We start from the raw sequence: 19,314 nt of genomic DNA, 5'->3' as shown, positions 1-19,314 counted from the left end.
CCGCAAGGATCCCGCCCACTATCTGGCGGGACTGGAGAAACTGTGCGATGAGCTAAATGTGCTGACCTAGAAAAAAAGCGCCGCATGAAGCGGCGCAGTGGCGTACTACAGGGTATTACTCGGCTGCAGGCTCGGCTGCCGGCTCGGCGCCGCAGCACTTCTTGTACTTCTTGCCGCTGCCGCAAGGGCAGTCGTCGTTGCGGCCCACTTTCGGCTCTTCGCGTTTCAGGGTCTGCACGGCAGGTTTGCGGCGCGGCACCCAGAAACGGTGGATTGCCGGCAGGTTCGCTTCCAGTTCCTGCGCCAGCTTGTGCGCCTTGACCGGGTCTTCCACCAGTTTCAGCTCTTCTTCCTCGATCTCGTCGGCGCCCAGCAGGTAGACCGGCTGCATCAGGTCGCCCACTTCCGAGTCCCAGATCTCGTTCCACGAACCTTCGCGCAGTTCCATGCCGTCCCAGAAGCCCCAGCACCAGGCTTCGGCGTCGATCAGGGTCTGGCCTTCATGCTCGTGCTCGACGAACAGCGGCTCGAATTCTTTCGGCGCCACTTCGAACGTCACCAGCACCTCGTTCATGAAGCGCATGATCAGGTTGACGATGCGTTCTTCTTCCTTGCTGTTCTTGAACTTGGGCGCGTCCTTGATATCCTCGCCCCACACGCGCGGCAACCACTCGGCCGGCATGATCGGTTCCGGGCCGATCGCCACCGCCGTCAGATAGCCGTGCAGCATATCCATGGTCATGGCGTCTTCGGAGCACCGGTCCGACAACAGGAACTGGTCTAGTTCGTCAAATTCTTTTTCTGATAATGGCTGTTCGAGTTGCATGGCTTGCTCTTAATTTGAAGTAAGGGGACAGTATACGCCTTGCAGGGCCGCGCCGCCCAAGTGTTTATGCAGGCCGCCCTTGCGCGCCGTACAATGGCGCTTATGCACAACGAAAACCCGCCGCACGAGGACGACAGGCCCGTCCACCCTTATTCCGAACTGAGCCCCGACTGCGTGCTCGACGCACTCGACAGCGTCGGCCTGCATGGCGACGGCCGGCTGCTGGCGCTGAACAGCTATGAAAACCGCGTCTACCAGGTCGGCATCGAAGACAGCGCGCCGCTGGTGGCCAAGTTCTACCGCCCCGGGCGCTGGAGCGACGCCGCCATCCTGGAAGAGCATGCGTTCGTGTCGGAACTGGTCGAGCGCGAAATCCAGGTGGTGCCGGCGCTGGACATCAATGGCACGACTTTGCATCAGTACCAGGGCTTCCGCTTTGCCGTCTTCCCGCGCCATGGCGGCCGCGCGCCCGAGCTGGACGATCCGGCCACGCTGGAATGGACAGGGCGCTTCATCGGCCGCATCCACGCCGTCGGCGCCTTGTCCAGCTACAAGGAGCGCCCGGCGCTCGATCCGCACACCTTTGGCGTCGAGCCGCGCGAATTCCTGCTGGCGGGCAGCTTCCTGCCGCCCGAACTGGTGGCCGCGTACTCCAGCGTGGCGCAGCAGGCGCTCGACGGCGTCAAGCGCTGCTATGACCGCGCCGGCGACGTGGCGCTGTTGCGCACGCATGGCGACTGCCACGGCGGCAATGTGCTGTGGACCGACGCCGGCCCGCATTTTGTCGACTTCGACGACAGCCGCATGGGTCCCGCCATCCAGGATTTGTGGATGATGCTGTCGGGCGAGCGCGGCGACCAGGTGCGCCAGATGAGCGATATCCTGGCCGGCTACGAGGATTTCTGCGATTTCCAGCCGCGCCAGCTGTACCTGGTCGAGGCGCTGCGCACCCTGCGATTGATCCATTATTCGGCCTGGCTGGCGCGCCGCTGGGATGACCCGGCCTTTCCGGTCGCCTTCCCGTGGTTTAACACGCAACGTTATTGGCAGGACCGCATCCTCGAATTGCGCGAACAGGTGGCTCTCATGGACGAAGCGCCGCTCTGGCCGATCTGAGCTAAATAGGGAAAAGCGCGGTAAACAGGCCTCTGCTTGCCGCGCTGATGCTCGCCAGGGCACGCGATAATGGTGTCGATAATTCCAACAGGAATTCTGTAATTCATCCGATTCAGCGAGAAATTATGCATACCCGCATGCCAGCACAGCACAATCAGCAAGCCGCCGCCCTCAACGACGACGAGTTCGACCAGGACAGCATCGTCTCGCTGCATGATTTCCAGGATCTCGACCCGGAAGCCGACACCCCCGTCGCCCAGGCCAAGGCCGTGCCCGTGTCGCAGGCAGCAGAATCCGATGCCGGCGGCGATACGGCCGAAGTGGCTCCCGATGCGGCCGCCGGCCGCCAGCAGATGGAACTGAAAGCCATCCACGAAGCCATTGCCCGGGTCGAAGCGGAAGCGAAAGCCACCTGCGCCGCCGAAAGCCGCGCCCTGGCCGAGGCGCGCGTGCGCACGCTGGCCGAAGACCGCGCCGCCATCGATGCGGCCGCCGCCGCCGCCGCCCAGCAAAACGCGCAAGCGGCCGAGGAAGCCATCGCCGCCAACCGCGAGCGCCTGGAAACCATGCGCGCCGCCGCCCAGGCCAGCGTGGCGCGGCTCGAAGCGGTGAAGCTGGAAACGGCCGAACTGCGCGCCCGCGTCGACTCCGACAATGAAATCCGCCTGGCAGCCGAACAGCGCACGCGCGCCGAGCAGGAAAACCGCTTGCGCGCCAGCGAACAGGTGGCGGTGCAGTCGGAGCTGGCCGAACAGGCCGCGCGCGCCGCCGAGGAATTGCAGGTACAGACCGAGCAGGCGCGCCTGCAGGCGGTCGAGCGGGTCGCCGCCGTGCAGGCGGCCAAGGAAGAAATGGTCGGCATCGCCTCGGCCGACGCGCGCGTGGCCGTGATGGCGCGCGAACGCGAGCGCCATGCCCACGGCGCGCGCAAGACGGCGCAGATGCTGGCCGAAGCGGAAAGTGAAGCACTGGAACTGACGGTGCAGCGCGAGCGCGCCGACCAGATCGCGCTGGAATCGGCCTTCAACCGCGCCGCCGCCGAAGTGCGGGCGCTGGAAGAAGCGCGCGCGCTGGCCCACCTGGAACAGGAACGCGAAGCGATCGCGCTGGCGCAGGCCGAATCGGAACGCCATGCGGCCCAATCGCTGCATCTGCGCCTGCAGACGGAAAAAGAACTGCGCGACGCGGCCGTCCACCGCGAGCGCCTGGAGATGGTGGCCGCCGCCAGCGCCCAGGCGCGCCGCGATGCCGACATGCGCATCCTGGCCGCCACCGAAGCGCGCATCGAAGTGGACCGCCAGCTGCGCGCCGTGGCGCTGGCCCGCATCGCTGCCGAGCAGGACGCGGAAATCGCCGGCCACGCCCGCATGGAAGCGGAAACGGCGGCGCTGCAGGAAACCCGCGCGCGCGAAGCGGCCGAGCACGACGCCAGCCTGGCCGCGGCGCGTGAGCTCGAAGCGCAGCAGCAGGCGGCCAGCCTGGCGCAACAGCGCGCGCAAACGGCGCAGGCGGCCAGCGACCTGGCCGAACGCCAGAACGCAGCCGAACAGCAGGCCCTGGCCAGCGCCGAAGCACAACTGGCGGCGCAGCGCGAGGCGGCCGAACTGGCCGAACAGAAGGCGCTACAGGCCGAGCGCCTGGCGGCGCAGGAACAGGACAGAGTCACCGCCGAGCAGGCCGCCATCGCCGCCCTGAAGGCAAAACTCGATGCGGAAACGCTGGCGCTGCAGGCAACGCAGGAACGCACTGCCGCCGAGCAGGCGCAGCTTGAGGTGCTGCGCGCCCGGCAGGACGCGGAGTTGGCCTTGAAGGACGCGGCCGAGCGGGAAGCGGCCGCCACCCGCATTTTGCTGGAGCAGGCGCTGGTTGATGCCGAACAGAAGGCGGCCGCCGCGCAGGCGGTGCAGGCGCAGGCACGCCTGGCGGTGGAACTGGGCCTGGTGCATGGCGAGCGCGCCCGCGTGGAAAGCGACAAGGCGCAGGCCGCCGAAGAATTGCTGGCGTCCGAGCGCGCCTTTGTCGCCTGCGAGCGCGAATCGCTGGCGCTGATCGATGAAAAGCTGGCGCAGCAGCGCCAGGCCAGCAGCGCCGAGGAACGCGCCTCGAAAGCCATCGCCGGCCGCCTCGATGCGGAAAAGCAGGCCACCGTGGCGGCCGAAGCGCGCGCACTGATGGAAGAGCAGGCGCAGGACGCCATGCGCTTGCGCGAACAGGCCGAAATGGCCGCCCGCCAGGCGGCCCAGGAAAAACTCGAAGCCCAGCAAGCCCTGCTCGACAGCGCCCAGGCGCATGCGGCCGTGCAGCGCAAGGCGGCCGAGACCACGCGCGCGATGGCGGTGGCCAAGCAGCAGCTGCTGGAACTGGAAATGCGCCGCGCGCAGCAGCAGGAACGCGAACTGGCCGACCTGCGCGCCAGCCTGCGTGAAAAGCAGGGCGAGTTTTCGGCAGCGTTGACAGCCGCCCGCGTCAAGGCCGAACAGGTAACGTCGGCCAGCATGACGCGCGAAGTGCTCGACCGCCTGACGCACACCAATGCGGTGACGGGCACCGTCTGGCGCGCGCGCCAGGAGGACTGAAAAAAGCCGGCCCGTGAATACGGGCCGGCCATGTCGTCAGACTGCCATCAGGCTCAAGGGCTCAGCACGACCTTGTCGGCGTAGTATTCCGTCTCGCCGAAGCATTGCGTCGGCACGCCCTTGTGCTGGTTGTAGCTGATCAGCACGTGCTTGCCGGCGGCGGCCGTCAGCTGTTTTGCCACGGCTTCGTCGCGCACGCTGAACTGGAATTTTTCCGGTATCGTGCCTGGCAGCGCCGTCAGCATCAACTCGCCCTCCCAGGTCTTGCAGACCCAGCCCCGCTTGGAAAACTTCAGCAAGTGGCCGGCGCGTTCGCCTTCGGAGTACGAAAAACTCAGGGCCAGCCAGGTATAGGCCGCCAGCAGCAGGGCGCCTGCCAGCAGGAAGATGATCAGGGCAATGCTGACTTTTTTGGTGGTGGGGGTCATGGTGGTTATCTATAAAGGGTGGCGTCAGTCCTTGCGACCAGCTTTCCAATTGAGTCCGAAGTTGTAGCGTTCATCCATCGCCTGGTGCGCCGTGATTTTACCTTGGCCGCCGAAGTATTCCACCAGTTTTGTCACCTGCAGGTTGCCGCCCTGGTTTTCCAGCATGGCGATCGCGCACATGGCGTGCTGGCTGTCGCTGTCGAGGCGCACTTCGACGGTCGGCTGTCCCGGCACGTCGATGGTCACCACGCCGTCGGTGGCTGCCCAGTTGGGCACGCCTTCGTAGATGAAGGCATACACCAGCACGCGCTTGATCTGGTCGAAATGGGTACCGTTGATAAAGATGTTTTCGCCGCTGCTGACGCTGCCCGTGCGGTCGTCGCCTTCCAGGTGGATGTACGGCGGACGGTCGAACGCGCCCCAACTGTTGCCCAGCGCCTGCACGGCGCTCTTGCTGCCGTTGCTCATTTCGAACAGGCAGCCGATATCGAGGTCGATGCCACCGGCGCGGCCGGCCGGCTTGGCGAACAGCTTGCCGAGGAAGCCCGTGTCGAGTTTCGACGCCGGCGCCTGGCCCTGGGCGGCATTCTGGTTCCAGTTCAGGTTGACCTTGATGCGGCCATAGCCGCCGCTGTCGCGCTTGTCGAGCGAGATCTTGTCGCCGCGCTTTTCCAGGCGGATTTTCGACAGCGAGATTTTATTTGCCGGCGGCGCGGCCGGCGTTGCCACTGGCACTGGCGTTGGCGTCGCTGCCGGCGCTGGTGTGGACGATCCCGCCTCGCTGCCGCCAAAGTGCTTCAGTAGCGCGCCCAGGCCGCCGGCAAAGCCCTGGCCGACGGCGCCGAAGCGCCAGCTGCCGTCGCGGCGATACAGTTCGCCGATGATGACGGCTTTTTCGTCCTGGAAATCAGAGCCCGCAAAAGCGAACGTGGCGGCGGAGCCCAGCGCCAGGCTGGAGGCACCCAGCGCGCGCATGCTGCCCTGTTCCGTCGCGGCAGTGAACACCAGCTTGTCGATGGACTGGGGCAGGCGCGCCAGGTCGATCTGGAACACCGAGCGCGGGCCGTTCAGCGCCACCGTGACGGCGTTATCGGGCGCGCTTTTCTGGTTGTAGAACACCATGTAGCGGTCGTCCGACAGCTTGCCGGCGGCATCGACGCCGAAGCAGCTGACGTCGACTTCCATCGAGCCTGAGGCGATGTCCAGGGTAACCGCAAAGGGACCGTTCAGGCCCAGGTCGGCCAGCTTGCCTTTTTGTCCGCGTGTGAAATTGCTCATGGTCGTGCAGTCCCTTCATTGATGGTGAGTGGATTCAGGTTGATGGCGGTCCCCGGCAAGGCGGCGCCGTCGGCCAGGCGGATGCCGAACAGGCGCGCCTGCTCGATGATGCGCTGCGCCCAGCTTGAATGCGTGGCCACTTCGCACATCGATTCCTGCATGCGGAACACGGCCGGGCTGTCCGGGTCGATGATGCGCAGCGCCAGTTCGATATCGGTCTGCGCCACCTGGTAGTGGCGCTCGATCTGCGGCACCTGGTCGGGGTGGATGGCGGTCTTGGCGATCATGCCGTGCGCCATGTCCTGCGCCACTTCGGCGGCCAGCCAGTCGTCCTGCGTCAGGTGCTCGAACACGGGCGCCGTCAGCTCGAATCCGTGCGGCTTGAAGATGGTGACCAGGCGGCCGATCACCTGGCCCAGCGGGGTCTGGTAGATGGTGCCGGTGGTCGGGCGGCGCAGGCCCAAAAGCGCCAGCAGGTCGTTGCCGCCGATGCGCAGCGCCAGGATGCGCGCGCGCACCTCGGGTGCGGCCAGCGTGACGCGGAACAGCTTCATCTCTTCATCGTCGAATACTTCGGCCGTTTCCAAGGTCGGCATCAGCAGGTGGTGCGTGTGGCGCACCTGCTCGAAGTAGGTGGCAAAATTGTGGCGCGTGGATTTCGGCAGCACGAAACCGGCCAGTTTTTCCACGCCCGGCATGGCCAGCACGCGCGCCATGACTTCGACATTGCGCACGCGCACGAAGCGCAAGGTGTCGGACGCCTCGCTCATGTTCTGCAGCGCCAGCGACAGGTTGAACAGCGCGTAACTGAGATCGCGCTCGGCGATCGCGTCTTCCGTGCAAAAGATCACCGACCGCAGATGGCTGAATTTGTCGCCATTGGCGATCGCCAGCAAATCCTTGTGCGTGGTGGGCACATACATCGATGCGCCGAGTGCCGCCTTGTGTTCACTTTGTGGGTGTATGGAGTTATCCATCGACTGCGCTCCTGATAAGGGCGACCGCCTGGTAAGGCAGCGCCGGTTGTACGGTAACGGGGATGGCTTTTTCTTGCGCCAGAAGCAGCAAATGTGCCACGTCCGGCGCATTTGTGTCGCGCACGATCAGGCGTTCCGGCACGCGGCGCAGCAGCACACGAGTCGCTTCGCCGATGCCGGGCTTGATCAGGTTGATGTCGCTGATGCCGTAGTCGTTTTGCGCCTGCGCCATATACGCTTGCGAGCGCGCCGCCATGGCCGGCGCGTCGGTCGCCACCGCCAGTGGCACGCCGCTGCTGCCGGCAATCGCGATGGCGTCGGCCACCAGGCCATCGGCGAACTGGCGCGACTGGTCGTGCGCCTCGAACTGCGCGTAGTACACGCAGCCGTGGAAGTCGTCCGGGCCTATCATCTCGTTCAGCACCGAGCGGCTGACCAGGCCCGAGACGGTGGCGTTCAATATGCTCGACGGGATCAGGTAGTCGCTTGATGAGGCGGCGCAGGCGGCCGTGCCGGCCAGGTCCGACAGCACGAACAGGCCGCCGTCGATGCTGGTGCCATGCTGCGCGTTGTAGTCGTTGACGGTCTGGCGCAGCTCGCGCGAAATCACGCCCTTGCCGGTCCAGCCGTCGACAAACACGATGGAGTCCGCCGCGTGGCCGTGCGTCAGGATATGCTTGATGGCGTTGGTGTCGATGCCGCGGTCGCGGATGATGGACACCGAATAATGGCTGCATTCGCGCTGGAACACCTGCCGCAGCAAGTGCTTGAGGATGACGCCCACCGGCGTGCCGGCGCGCGCCAGCGACACCAGCGTGATGGCGCCTGTACGGCGCGCCGCGATCAGCGCGGCCAGGCGCAGACAGTCGCGCGCCATCTGCAGGCGGTTGGCGGCGAACGCGCTCTGGAACAGCGCCAGGTAGGCCGGCGAGGGCAGGGACTCGGGCGACAGCATTTCGCTGTAGTGGCGCTGGCCGGACTGGATCAGCCGTTCTTTCTCGGCCAGGTCGCGGATCGGTTCGAGCGCCATGGGCGTGAGCAGGAATTCGACGTCTTCCTGGCGGTAGCTGCCGCTGAAATGCTGCGTAGTGGTGGCGCCGGTGATGTTCATAGCGCGCCCACCGTCAGCGCCGCCAGCTGGGTGCCGTTCGGGATGATGGCATAGTCGCAGGCGGCCATGAAGCGCGCATCCGAGCGGCTGTCGCCCATGCCGAAACTGACAATCGGGCCATGTTCGGCTTCCAGTTCCGCGCGCAGGTAGGCCACCGCGCGCGCCTTGTTCAGGCTCTTGGGCAGCACGGCCAGGTTGTTGCCGTTGCGGTGGATGAAGTAGTCCGCGCCTTCTTTGGCGATCCAGTCCAGCAGCACCTGCTGCTCGATGTCGGCCAGGCGTTCGCCGCGCGCTTCATGGTCTTTCACGACGACGTAGAACGGCGTGTTGTAGTCTTCGATCAGGCGCGCGCGCGACGGCATGCCGGCCTTTGCCTGGAAATCGTCGATGATGCGCATGGCGTCCCGCAAACCCGGCAATGCCGTCTGCATGTCGTCCTGCATCAGCGCCAGCCAGCCCGTGTCGAGTTCACCGCCCGGTTGCAGCACGATGCCGCCGTAATCAAGCACGGTATAACTGGTGAACGGCAGGTCGACGCGGCGAAACGCGTCGCCATTCCTGGCCGTGGCCGGTATCAGTGTCATGCCGCTTTGCGCGAATTCAAAAAACGCGCGCTGGCGCGCCGTGGTAAATGAGCAGGCCTCGCCATTTTTCAGGTAGGCGGCCGGCTGCAGATCGGTCTGGCCAGGCACTTTTTTCGGGGTCTGGAACAGTGTGTCGTCCAGGTCAACAAACAGGAATTTCTTCAATTGTGGTCTCTGACTGAAAGTGGAACAGGCGGCCATGAAGCTGGCCGGCGAGTTGCATGAGGGCCGGACTGGCCGGGGTTTCATGGCAGATAAAAACGTGCTGGTACTGACCTGGCGCCACGTTGTACAGATAGTTGGCGATGCCTTCGCCATAGTTGTCGTCGCAGGACACGATATGGCCGACCGAGCCCCACGACAGGATCGGCGAGCGGGTGGTCGACTGCACCACCACATGCTTGCCCAACACCTCCAGCTCGCGTCCCAGCAAAAACGACGGATGCATGAATTCGCCGGTGCCCAGCACCAGCACCGATTCGCCGTCGGCGATGTCTTGCGCCAGCCGGGCGGCCAGCGCTTGCGGCGGCATCAATGGGCGGTCCACGCCGATGCGCCCGAACGCGTCGCTGGCGCCCCGTTCCGCATTGGCTTCGAAACGCTGGGCGCTGGTAGCCACGGGCGCCGGCGTGTCGCCCATCTGGAAAGCGTATTGGCCGGACAAGGCCGCGCCGACCGTGGTGGGCAGGCCGAAGCGCTGGCTCAAGCCCGCGTTGGCGTGCTGGCCCATGAAATTGGTGATCACGCCCAGGTGCAGTTGTTCCAGTTGCGGATAGCGCGCGCGGCAGACGGCGATCAGGTTGGCGAAGGTGTTGCCGGTCGATGCCTCATCGTCGATCAGCACCAGGCTGCGCGCGCGCGCGAACACGGCGCTGGCGTTATCGGACAGGTGTAAAAACTGGCGCGGCGCGTGGCTGTGCGACTCTTCGAATTCAAAGAAGGGGATCTCGCCCACGCGGTAGCGCGAGCTGTGCAAGAACAGACCTTCGCTGCCGGGATGGGCTTGCAGCCAGGCCTCGAACACGCCCTGGCCCAGGCCGACGGCGGTTTCCGCCATGGCGATAAACACCACCGGGCCGGGCAAGTCCGCAGGAATCTGCGCAGCGAGATCAGTGTGGATCGCCTGCATCGCGGTGGGCGTGACCGGCCAGTGCTTGCCCAGCACCTTCGACAAGAATAAAAAGCCGCGCTTGGCGTTGGCGCGCGCCGCGTAGCCGATCAGCTCGTCCAGTGGAAAGCGCGCCTCGTCGACCTGCAAGGTCAGCTCGCCGGTCGGCATGGTCTGGCGCACGAGCGTCATGGCAGTTCCACCGGATACGCCGCTTCGGCCACGCGCATGCCCTCGCGGATGGCGGGAATCGTGACGTTTTCATAGCCCTGGTCGAAGCCGGCCAGCGCGATATAGGGCAGGTTGGGACCGGCCGCGCAGGCCATGCCGATGCCGCCCGACATGCGCGGATTGATCTCCAGCAGCGCCAGGCCGTTCGCGCCTTCGCGGAACTGGATATTGAACACGCCGTTCAACTGGTAGTCGCGCGCCAGCTTGTCGCAGGCGGCCAGCAGTTCCGCGCGCAGTTCGATCAGCTGGCCGCTGCCCGGCGCATGCAGTTTTTTGCGCGGAATCGCGCACATTAGCTTGCCGTGGTCGGCCACGCAGTCGGCGCTGTATTCATGGCCGTCCAGGTATTCCATCAGCAGCAACGTTCTAAAGCTTTCCATGCGCGCCAGCCCGTCGCGCAGTTCCTGTGTGTTGATCTTGTAGTCGGCGCCGGCCAGCAGCAGTTCGGCGCTCGAGCGTTCATCGAGCACGGCAAAGCCCAGGCCATACACGGACTCGGACGGCTTGATGCACAGGCGCGCATGCAGCGGGCGCAGTTCGGCAAACGCCGCGTCGTATTCGGCGATAGTGTTGACGGCGCGCGTGTCGGCCACCGGCGCCATCGGCAGATCGAGGCCGGCGCAAAAGCGCGCCTTGTCGTGCATCAGGACCAGGACTTCTTCGGTGGCCACGCTCAGCACGCGCGTGCCGATGGCCTCGAAGCGCGCGCGCGCGCTGGCGATCCTGCCGGCGGCGCGGCCCGGCCAGAAGATCGTGATGGCGCGTTCTCGGCAGAATGCCAAACACCATTCCAGGTAGTCTTCGCCTTTCAGGTCGGTCGGCTCGACCGCGTATTCATCGGCCGCCAGAAAGGCCGCGGCATGCTCGTTCGGGTTGGTATAGATCAGGTGATAGCGGCGCTGGCCGCCGGTGGCGGCAATGTCGGCCTCGCGTATCAAACGCATGGCGGTGGCGACCGAGGAAAATGTTTTGTTGAACCAGACTCTATGCATGTACGGGGACCGGTGAAGAAAGAAAGCGAAAGAAGAACCGCGCGCAACGTGGAAGCACGTGCGCGCGGAGATGGTAGCCAATCACACTTAACCTGGCCTTAGAAACTATGGCAAAACAACAAAATATTAACCTGCTTTGCCCGATGCGGTCCATTTCAGGAAAGCGTCGCGGTTGCGCGAGCAGATGAAGACTTTGCCCGAGCCGGAAAAGCGCAGCACGATGCCTTCACCGCTGGTCACGCTGTTGACGATATTGCCGAGGAAGCCGCCGATGCCGCCGCCGCTGGCCCCGCCGCCGGTGGTCACCGAAATTTCATATTTCAGGCTGTTGTCCCAGCAGACCACGTGCGAATTGTCGATCACCACATCCTTGCCCGGCTCGACGTCGAGCTGGAACATGGAGCCGAAACCGGACACCACCACCTGGCCGCTGCCGGCCGTCTCCATCACGAAAAAGCCGCCCGACTGCGCGAACAGCGCATTGCCGATGCTTTGCGTGCGCACCTTCATTTCGGTGCCGGAAGTCGCCGCGACAAAGGCGCCGTCGTTGAGCAGGTACTGGCGCGCGCCGACGTCGACCACTTCGATGGCGCCCGGCAGGGTGGGCGAGAGCAGGCAATCGCCGCTGCCGCGCACCGCTTCGATGTGCTGCTGGAAAAATGACTCGCCATTGGCGAAGCGGCGCATGATGGCGCTGCCCAGGCCGCCCGTCATCTTGCCCTTCAGGTCGAGCGCCGTTTCCATCATCACCATCGCATCGGACTCGCAATAGATGGTTTCGCCCTGCTTCATGCTGACATGCAGGAAGGGGTCGACGTCACCGGTGACACTAAATACTGGCATGATAAATCTCCAAAAAAAAGCCGCCTGAGACTATCCAGGCGGCTGCGTTTAGCTCATGAAACTGTTAAGCGTTGACGCCGAACGAACGTGCGAGGGGGCCCAGGCCGCCATTGAAACCCTGGCCGATGGCCTTGAATTTCCATTCGCCGTTGTGGCGGTAGATTTCGCCAAAGATCATCGCCGTTTCCGTCGAGCTGTCTTCGGACAGGTCGTAGCGGGCGATCTCGCGTTCGCCTTCCGCGTTCAGGCAGCGGATAAAGGCTTTCGACACCATGCCGAAGTTCTGGCGGCGTGCGTCGGCGTCGTGTATCGTCACGGTGATGCTGATGCGCTCGATATCGGTCGGCACGCGCGACAGGTCGATCTCGAGGCGCTCATCGTCGCCTTCGCCTTCGCCGGTCTGGTTGTCGCCTGTATGGACCACGGAGCCGTCGGTCGATTTCAGGTTGTTGTAGAAGATAAAGTCGGAATCGCCACGGACTTTACCGTCGTTTTTCAGGAGAAAGGCGCTGCCGTCAAGGTCAAAGGTGGCGCCGTCGGTTGAACGAGGATCCCAGCCGAGGCCGATGATGATCTTCTTCAGGTTCGGTGCTTCCTTGCTCAAGTTGACGTTGCCGCCTTTTTGCAAACTGATTGCCATGTGGTGCTCCTTTTATAGAAATAGATTACTTTCATGCCCGTATGGATCAAGTGCGCGCACTTGCTCCATGGAGGGCATATGGTGACGAAAGCGCCAATATCAAGCGCTTGCCGCATGCCGTTTCCTGTAGCGCAGCGATGACCACAGCGACACCAGGATAAAGGCCACGCCCGACAGGCCCGTGAACCATTCGGGGATATGGTACTTGACCGAGCCCAGCATGATCAATGCCAGGATGCCGATCGCATAGTGGGCACCGTGTTCCAGGTAGACGAACTCGTCCAGGGTGCCCTTGTGCACCAGGAACACCGTCATCGAACGCACGAACATGGCGCCGATCGCCAGGCCCAGCATGATGATGACGACGTCGTTGGTGATGGCAAACGCGCCGATCACCCCGTCAAAGCTGAACGAGGCATCGAGCACTTCCAGGTACAGGAAGCCGCCGATGCTGCCGCGCGCCACGTTTTTCACCAGTTCGCCATTGCCGTTCTTCATCGCCACGGCGCCGTCGCCGTCTTCATCATCCTGCAGGTCCGGCTCGCCTTCTTCCAGCAAGCCGCTGATCCAGTTCACGCCGATATACACGGCGATGCCGACGATGCCCGAAGCGAGCACGCTGTATTTTTCATCGGCCGGGCCCATCGCCACGCAAGCGGCCACGGCGCCCATGGTGATCAGCACGGCCAGGCTTTCGGTGCCCAGCGCGTTGACTTTTTCCTCGGCCCAGCCCAGCCAGTGCAATTCCTTCTCGTCGTCGAACAAAAAGTTCAGGAACACCAGCAGCAAAAAGGCGCCGCCAAAGGCCGCCACCTGCGCGTGGTTGTCGGTCAGGTGCTTGGCATACACATCCGGCGTGGTGGTGGCCATGGTCCATACATCGACCAGCCCCAGGCCGGTGGCGACCGAAACGATCACCAGCGGAAACAGCAGCCGCATGCCGAACACGGCGACCAGGATGCCGACCGTCAGGAACAGCTTTTGCCAGAATTCATTCCAGTGGCGCAGCACGGAGGCGTTGACCACCGCATTGTCGAACGACAGCGACACTTCCATGATGCCCAGCACGCCCGTGATCCACAGCGCCTGCAACATGCCGCTGGTGCCGCCGTGGGTATAGCCCCACCAGCCCGAGACCGCCATCAGGATAAAGGTCACTAAAAAGGAAATTCTGAAATGCTTCATTGGGACCCCGTTACGTGTTATTCGAGACGTGTTGTTTTACGTCAATTGTTGTATATGCCATGATTTTATATTACTTGCCGCCAGGCGCCGCGTTTTATACGCACGAAACTGCGCATCAAAATGGCGGTTCTGTCAGCGGGGGCGATCTGCGATAATTGCGGCACTCCGTCGCCGGCATCTGACCAACATATATAAATAAAGGAACACCCGTGGATATCGCTTACCTCGTCACGCCCCTGATTACCTGGATACTGGTCGGCCCGATCAAATTCCTGATCAACAGCGCCCGCACGCGCCAATGGGCGTTCGGCCTGGTGGGCAATGGCGGCTTTCCCAGCAACCATAGTGCCGTCGTCTCCAGCATGGCGACCCTGATCGCCTTGCGCGAAGGCATCGGCCATCCGGCCTTTGGCGTGGCCGTGACCCTGGCCTTTATCGTCATTATCGACGCCAACAGCCTGCGCCAGCATGTGGGCAAGCAGGCCGCCGCCATCAACCGCCTGGCCAGGGAGGCGGGCAGTGCGGCGCACACCCATCTGCGCGAACGCATGGGCCATACCCTGGTGGAAATCGCCGGCGGCCTGTGCACGGGCGTGGCGATCGGTTTCCTGGTCAACGCCCTGTTCAGCTGATCAGTTTTATTTCATCTGTCAATATCCAACCCCGCCGCCCGGCGGGGTTTTGCGTTTCAGGACGTAAAAACTACGTTTCACCCCCCGATTCCGGCATTACAGGAATCGGCTGATTGACATCGCCAGAGACGCTCATGGATACTCTGGCGCTTGCGGTTTTAATAAAAAAATAATCGTGCGTGTCGCCAGCGCCTTACCCGGTTGCCAGATTGACATGCACTGCCTTCTATCCGGAGAGTTACCCATGTTGCGCAAAACCCTGTTCGTCCTGGCCATCGCTTCTGCCCTGGCCGCTTGCGGAAAAGAGTCCAAAGATCCTGGCAAGGGGGGCGGCAAGGATGGCAAGGACGGCAAAACCACAGCCGGCGCGGCGGCCAAGCTGATCATTTCCCCCGAAGACGTGCTCACCATCGAAAGCAATGCGCTGGCCTCGGGTCCGGTCATTACCGGCTCGGTGCAGCCCGAACGCAATGCGGACCTGCGCGCCGAAGTGTCGGCCGTGGTGATCCAGGTGCTGAAGGAAAACGGCGAAGCCGTGAAACGCGGCGACATCCTGGTCAAGCTCGACGAAACCTCGATCCGCGACAGCCTCAATTCGGCCGAAGAAGCCAGCCGCGCCGCCAGCCAGGTGCTGGAGCAGTCCGAACGCATGTTCCAGCGCATGAAGACCTTGCGCGCCTCGGGCATGACCTCGACCCAGGCGCTGGAAGACACGGAGATACGCCGCAACAATGCGCAGAGCGACCTGTCGGCCGCCAAGAGCCGCGCCGCCCAGGCGCGCCAGCAGTTGCAGCGCACCCTCGTGCGTGCGCCGTTCGACGGCATCGTCAGCGAGCGCAAGGTGTCCAACGGCGACACGGCGCAGATCGGCAAGGAACTCATCCGCGTGATCGACCCGACCAGCATGCGCCTCGAAGGCCTGGTATCGGCCGACAAGATCGGCGTGGTCAAGGTGGGGCAGACCGTGCGTTTCCGCATCAATGGCTATCCGGGTCAGGATTTCCTGGGCAAGGTACGCCGCGTCGATCCGGCCGCCAATGCCGTCACGCGCCAGGTGGCGGTGCTGGTCGATTTCAATGACAAGACCCAGCCGCGCGTGGCCGGCCTGTATGCGGAAGGCCGCATCGAAGCCGACAGCGTCAGCGCCGTCATGATCCCCGATTCCGCGCTGGTCAAGGCGGGCGACCAGACCTACACCTGGACCGTGAAGGACAAGGCGCTGCACAAGGCCGTGCTGCGCATCGGCGCGCGCGATATCCGCACCGGCCAGTGGGAAGTGCAAAGCGGCCTGGCCAGCGGCGACACCGTGCTGCGCACGCCCGGCTCGACCTTCAAGGATGGCCAGCAGGTGGAACTGGCGGCGCCGAAGAAACTGCCGGCGGCCGCCGTCGCCAGCAGCGCCAGCACGCCTGTCGTCGCCAAAGGAAACTAAGCCATGTTCCTTTCCGATTTCAGTATCAAGCGGCCCACCGCCACCATCGTATTGATCCTGGCGATGATGTGCGTCGGCCTGCTGGCGCTGTCGAAACTGCGCGTCAACCAGAACCCGGACGTCGAAGTGCCGTTTATCGTCGTCAGCATTCCTTACCCTGGCGCTTCGCCCGATACGGTCGAGCGCGAAGTGGTCAACCGCCTGGAAAAGTCCTTGCAAAGCATTTCCGGCGTGACGGAAATCAACAGCTCGTCCAACGAAGGCGCGGCCAGTATCTTCTTGCAGTTTTCGTTCAAGACCAACCTGATCGAAGCGTCCGACGATATCCGCAACGCGATTGCCGCCGTGCGCTACAAGCTGCCGCTGGAAATGCGCGAACCTATCCTGCAGCGCATCGATCCGGGCGCCGAACCGATCATGCAGCTGGCGCTGTCGTCGAGTTCGCAAAGCCATGCGGAAATTTCGCGCCTGGCCGAAGACGTGCTGTCGGACCGCTTCCGCGCCGTCGATGGCGTGGCGCTGGTCAATGTGGGGGGATCGCTGAAGCGCGAACTGTCGGTACTGCTGCGCGCGGAAAAACTGCGCGAATACAATGTGTCCGTCAGCGACGTGGTGACCGCCCTGCGCAACCAGAACACCAATGCGCCGGTGGGCAAGGTGCGCGGCAGCCTGGACGAGAAAAGCATCCGCCTGGTGGGCCGCATCGAGTCGCCGTCCGACTTCGAGCAGGTGGTGATCAAGCGCCGCGGCGACGAGATCGTGCGCCTGGCGCAAGTGGCCACCATCCAGGACGGCTTTGCCGAAGTCAACAGCATGAGCGTGCGCAGCGGCAAGCCCAACGTGGGCATTTCGATCACCCGCGTGCGCGACGCGTCCACCGTCAGCGTGGCCAACAAGATCCGCGCCATGATGGTCGAGATCAACAAGACCCTGCCCGAAGGCACCAAGCTGGAAGTGACGCGCGACGGTGGCGAAAACGCCCAGCACAGCCTGAACAATGTGATCGAGTCGCTGGTGCTGGGCGCCGTGCTGACCATCTTCGTCGTCTACGCCTTTTTGAATTCCTGGCGTTCGACCCTGATCACGGCGCTGAGCTTGCCGACCTCCGTCATCGCGGCCTTTATCGCCGTCTGGCTGTGCGGCTTTACCCTGAACTTCATGACCCTGCTGGGCTTGTCGCTGGCGATCGGCGTGCTGATCGATGACGCCATCGTGGTGCGTGAAAACATCGTGCGCCACATGCAGATGGGCAAGGACCGCCGCAAGGCCGCGCTGGAAGGCACGGCCGAGATCGGCCTGGCGGTGGCGGCGACGACGTTTTCGATCATCGCCGTGTTTATTCCCGTCGCCTTTATGCCCGGCATCTCGGGCGAATGGTTCCGTCCGTTCGCGCTGACCGTGACGTGCTCGGTGCTGGTCAGCCTCGGTATTTCGTTTACGCTCGACCCGATGCTGTCGGCCTACTGGGGCGACCCGGCCGACCACCATACGGCGCCGAAAAAAGGCATCAGCGCCGTGCTCGACCGTTTCAATCACTGGTTCGATCACCAGGCTGACCGCTATGGCAATGTGATCGCCTGGGCGCTGCATCACCGCCGCTGGATGGCCTTTATTGCCTTGCTCAGCCTGACTGGCGCCATCGTCCTGCATGCCACGCACGGCGGCACCAGCTTCCTGCCGGCATCGGACTCGGGCAACCTGATGATCAATGTGCGCACGCCGTCGTCGAGCAGCATCGAATACTCGCGCCTGAAACTGGAAGCGGCGGCCGTGCTGGCGCGTACCTTGCCGGAAACCAAGGACACCAACAGTTCGGTCACGGCCGCCGGCGGACGCATCTATGTCGATATCGGCAAGCGCAATACGCGCAAGCGCTCGGCCAAGGAAGTGGCGGTCGAACTGCGCGAGAAGATGTCGCGCCTGGTGGGGGCCGAATACGTGGTGCAGGATGACCTCAGCAATGGCTCGCAGAAGCCGATCCAGGTCGAATTCACGGGACCCGATTCACGCAAGTTGATGGAAATCACCAACGCCTATATGGACAAGCTGCGCCTGGTGCCGGGCGCCGTCGACGTGGGCCTGTCGGAACAGGATCCGAAGAACGAACTGAAGATCGAACTGAACCGAGGCCTGGCCAACTCGATGGGCATTTCCGTCAACGATGCGGCGCAGTCCTTGCGCGTGGCGTTTGCCGGCGTGGAAGTGGGCGACTGGGTCGACCCGACCGGCGAGACGCGCGACGTGGCCGTGCGCCTGCACCCCGACGACCGCGTGGCGTCCGAAAATATCGAACGCCTGCCGATCAGCGTGACGGGGACCAGCCAGATGGTGCCGCTGGACCAGATCGCCAGCATTACCATGGGCAAGGGCCCGTCCGGCATCGAGCATAAAAACGGCAAGCGCACGATTACCGTCTCGGCCAATGCCCAGGGCCGTTCGAACGGCGAAGTGACCACCGATGCGATGAACCTGGCCAAGTCGATCGACTTCCCGCCCGGCTACGGCCTGGCCTTGGGCGGCGCCGGCCAGGACCAGCAGGAACTGTTTACCCAGATGGTGATCGCGCTGGTGATGGGGATCGGCCTGATGTATCTGATCCTGGTGATGCAGTTCAACTCCTTTACGGCGCCGATCGCGGTGATGATGTCGCTGCCGCTCAGTTTGATCGGCGTGGTGGTGGCGCTGGTGATCACGAATAACACCCTCAACCTGATGAGCTTTATCGGCATCATCATGCTGATGGGACTGGTCGCCAAGAACGCCATCCTGCTGCTGGATGCGGCGCGCAAGCGCGAAGAGGAAGGCTATGGCCGCGAGGACGCACTGATGGAGGCCGGACGCATGCGTCTGCGTCCTATCCTGATGACGACCTTCGCCCTGATCGCCGGCATGTTCCCGGTCGCGCTGGGCCTGGGCGAGGGCGGCGAGTTTTACCGTCCGCTGGCGATCGCGATTATCGGTGGCACGATTACCTCGACCATTCTGACCTTGCTGGTGGTGCCGACCTTCTACGACAGCATCGAGATCTCCCGCGATGGCGCCGTGGCCAAGTTCCACTGGCGCGCCGGGCGCATGAACGTGGCGTTCGCCCTGATCCTGACCCTGATCGAGTGCGTGCTGACCTTGCTGCTGATCCGCTTCATTTACCGCATGCTGAAACTGGCCGTGCTGTTCCTGATGGGACGCCGCGCGCCTGCGGCCACGGTCAACTTGCACAAGTAAACCGCAAGCTGATTACTGCAAGTAATCACGGAAAAACAGGGAGCCTTCTTCGGAAGGCTCTTTTTTTCTAGGGCGGCACATTCTGCTTACCTCTCCCGCGGGCACTATTGAAGCGCGTTGCTGTCCAAGGTCG

16 protein-coding genes are annotated in these 19,314 nt (G+C 63.6%); 5 read left to right on the top strand and 11 right to left on the bottom strand.

The features are described 5' to 3' along the window. Positions 1-115 precede the first annotated feature (115 nt). Positions 116-826, bottom strand: a complete 711-nt coding sequence (locus ACP7B7_RS30650; protein ID WP_308922421.1) for a UPF0149 family protein — start codon at positions 824-826, stop codon at positions 116-118. A gap of 102 nt (positions 827-928) precedes the next feature. Between ACP7B7_RS30650 and ACP7B7_RS30645 the strand changes: the two genes are divergently transcribed. Further along, positions 929-1,942 carry a serine/threonine protein kinase gene (locus tag ACP7B7_RS30645; protein WP_308922420.1) on the top strand — a complete coding sequence of 338 codons (1,014 nt, stop codon included), beginning with the start codon at positions 929-931 and terminating at the stop codon, positions 1,940-1,942. Between the two features lie 137 nt (positions 1,943-2,079). Next, positions 2,080-4,518, top strand: a complete 2,439-nt coding sequence (locus ACP7B7_RS30640; RefSeq protein ID WP_426079218.1) for a hypothetical protein — start codon at positions 2,080-2,082, stop codon at positions 4,516-4,518. Positions 4,519-4,571: 53 nt separating this feature from the next. Here the strand turns inward: ACP7B7_RS30640 and ACP7B7_RS30635 are convergent, their stop codons facing one another. The 10 genes from ACP7B7_RS30635 to ACP7B7_RS30590 all read right to left on the bottom strand — a co-directional run bounded on the left by ACP7B7_RS30635 (position 4,572) and on the right by ACP7B7_RS30590 (position 13,895). Next, a complete protein-coding gene (locus ACP7B7_RS30635; RefSeq protein WP_308922418.1) occupies positions 4,572-4,946 on the bottom strand; it encodes a hypothetical protein in 375 nt (124 codons plus the stop codon). Between the two features lie 24 nt (positions 4,947-4,970). Next, positions 4,971-6,224 (bottom strand): TerD family protein, encoded by a 1,254-nt coding sequence (locus tag ACP7B7_RS30630; RefSeq protein ID WP_426079217.1) that lies wholly within the window; start codon positions 6,222-6,224, stop codon positions 4,971-4,973. Beyond that, positions 6,221-7,201, bottom strand: coding sequence for an HpcH/HpaI aldolase/citrate lyase family protein (locus tag ACP7B7_RS30625; RefSeq protein WP_426079215.1), 981 nt, complete (start codon positions 7,199-7,201; stop codon positions 6,221-6,223). Before ACP7B7_RS30625 ends, ACP7B7_RS30630 begins: the two co-directional genes overlap by 4 nt. After that, positions 7,194-8,312, bottom strand: coding sequence for a cysteine protease StiP family protein (locus ACP7B7_RS30620; protein ID WP_426079214.1), 1,119 nt, complete (start codon positions 8,310-8,312; stop codon positions 7,194-7,196). The genes ACP7B7_RS30625 and ACP7B7_RS30620 overlap by 8 nt, the downstream gene beginning before the upstream one ends. Further along, a complete protein-coding gene (locus tag ACP7B7_RS30615) occupies positions 8,309-9,061 on the bottom strand; it encodes an HAD family hydrolase (RefSeq protein WP_426079213.1) in 753 nt (250 codons plus the stop codon). Before ACP7B7_RS30615 ends, ACP7B7_RS30620 begins: the two co-directional genes overlap by 4 nt. Continuing rightward, positions 9,039-10,196 (bottom strand): phosphoribosyltransferase domain-containing protein, encoded by a 1,158-nt coding sequence (locus ACP7B7_RS30610; protein WP_308922413.1) that lies wholly within the window; start codon positions 10,194-10,196, stop codon positions 9,039-9,041. The genes ACP7B7_RS30615 and ACP7B7_RS30610 overlap by 23 nt, the downstream gene beginning before the upstream one ends. Then, on the bottom strand, positions 10,193-11,227 hold the full coding sequence (locus ACP7B7_RS30605; protein ID WP_426079212.1) for an ATP-grasp domain-containing protein: 1,035 nt from the start codon (positions 11,225-11,227) through the stop codon (positions 10,193-10,195). The genes ACP7B7_RS30610 and ACP7B7_RS30605 overlap by 4 nt, the downstream gene beginning before the upstream one ends. A 126-nt stretch (positions 11,228-11,353) precedes the next feature. Further along, a complete protein-coding gene (locus tag ACP7B7_RS30600; protein ID WP_308922411.1) occupies positions 11,354-12,070 on the bottom strand; it encodes a TIGR00266 family protein in 717 nt (238 codons plus the stop codon). 64 nt (positions 12,071-12,134) lie between these two features. Further along, complete coding sequence (locus ACP7B7_RS30595; protein WP_308922410.1) at positions 12,135-12,710, bottom strand: TerD family protein; 576 nt, start codon at positions 12,708-12,710, stop codon at positions 12,135-12,137. A gap of 99 nt (positions 12,711-12,809) precedes the next feature. After that, a complete protein-coding gene (locus ACP7B7_RS30590; RefSeq protein ID WP_426079210.1) occupies positions 12,810-13,895 on the bottom strand; it encodes a DUF475 domain-containing protein in 1,086 nt (361 codons plus the stop codon). 209 nt (positions 13,896-14,104) lie between these two features. On the opposite strand from ACP7B7_RS30590, the gene ACP7B7_RS30585 reads away from it, so the two are divergent. The 3 genes from ACP7B7_RS30585 to ACP7B7_RS30575 all read left to right on the top strand — a co-directional run bounded on the left by ACP7B7_RS30585 (position 14,105) and on the right by ACP7B7_RS30575 (position 19,181). Then, a complete protein-coding gene (locus ACP7B7_RS30585) occupies positions 14,105-14,527 on the top strand; it encodes a divergent PAP2 family protein (protein WP_308922408.1) in 423 nt (140 codons plus the stop codon). A gap of 244 nt (positions 14,528-14,771) precedes the next feature. Continuing rightward, positions 14,772-15,959 carry an efflux RND transporter periplasmic adaptor subunit gene (locus ACP7B7_RS30580; protein ID WP_308922407.1) on the top strand — a complete coding sequence of 396 codons (1,188 nt, stop codon included), beginning with the start codon at positions 14,772-14,774 and terminating at the stop codon, positions 15,957-15,959. A 3-nt stretch (positions 15,960-15,962) separates the two neighbouring features. Next, positions 15,963-19,181, top strand: a complete 3,219-nt coding sequence (locus ACP7B7_RS30575; protein ID WP_308922406.1) for an efflux RND transporter permease subunit — start codon at positions 15,963-15,965, stop codon at positions 19,179-19,181. Positions 19,182-19,314 lie beyond the last annotated feature (133 nt).

The organism is Janthinobacterium sp. PSPC3-1, assembly GCF_049896105.1.
Taxonomy (GTDB): Bacteria; Pseudomonadota; Gammaproteobacteria; order Burkholderiales; family Burkholderiaceae_D; genus Janthinobacterium.
Note: the sequence above shows the minus strand (reverse complement) of the source record. Positions and strands in the feature narration are given on the sequence as shown.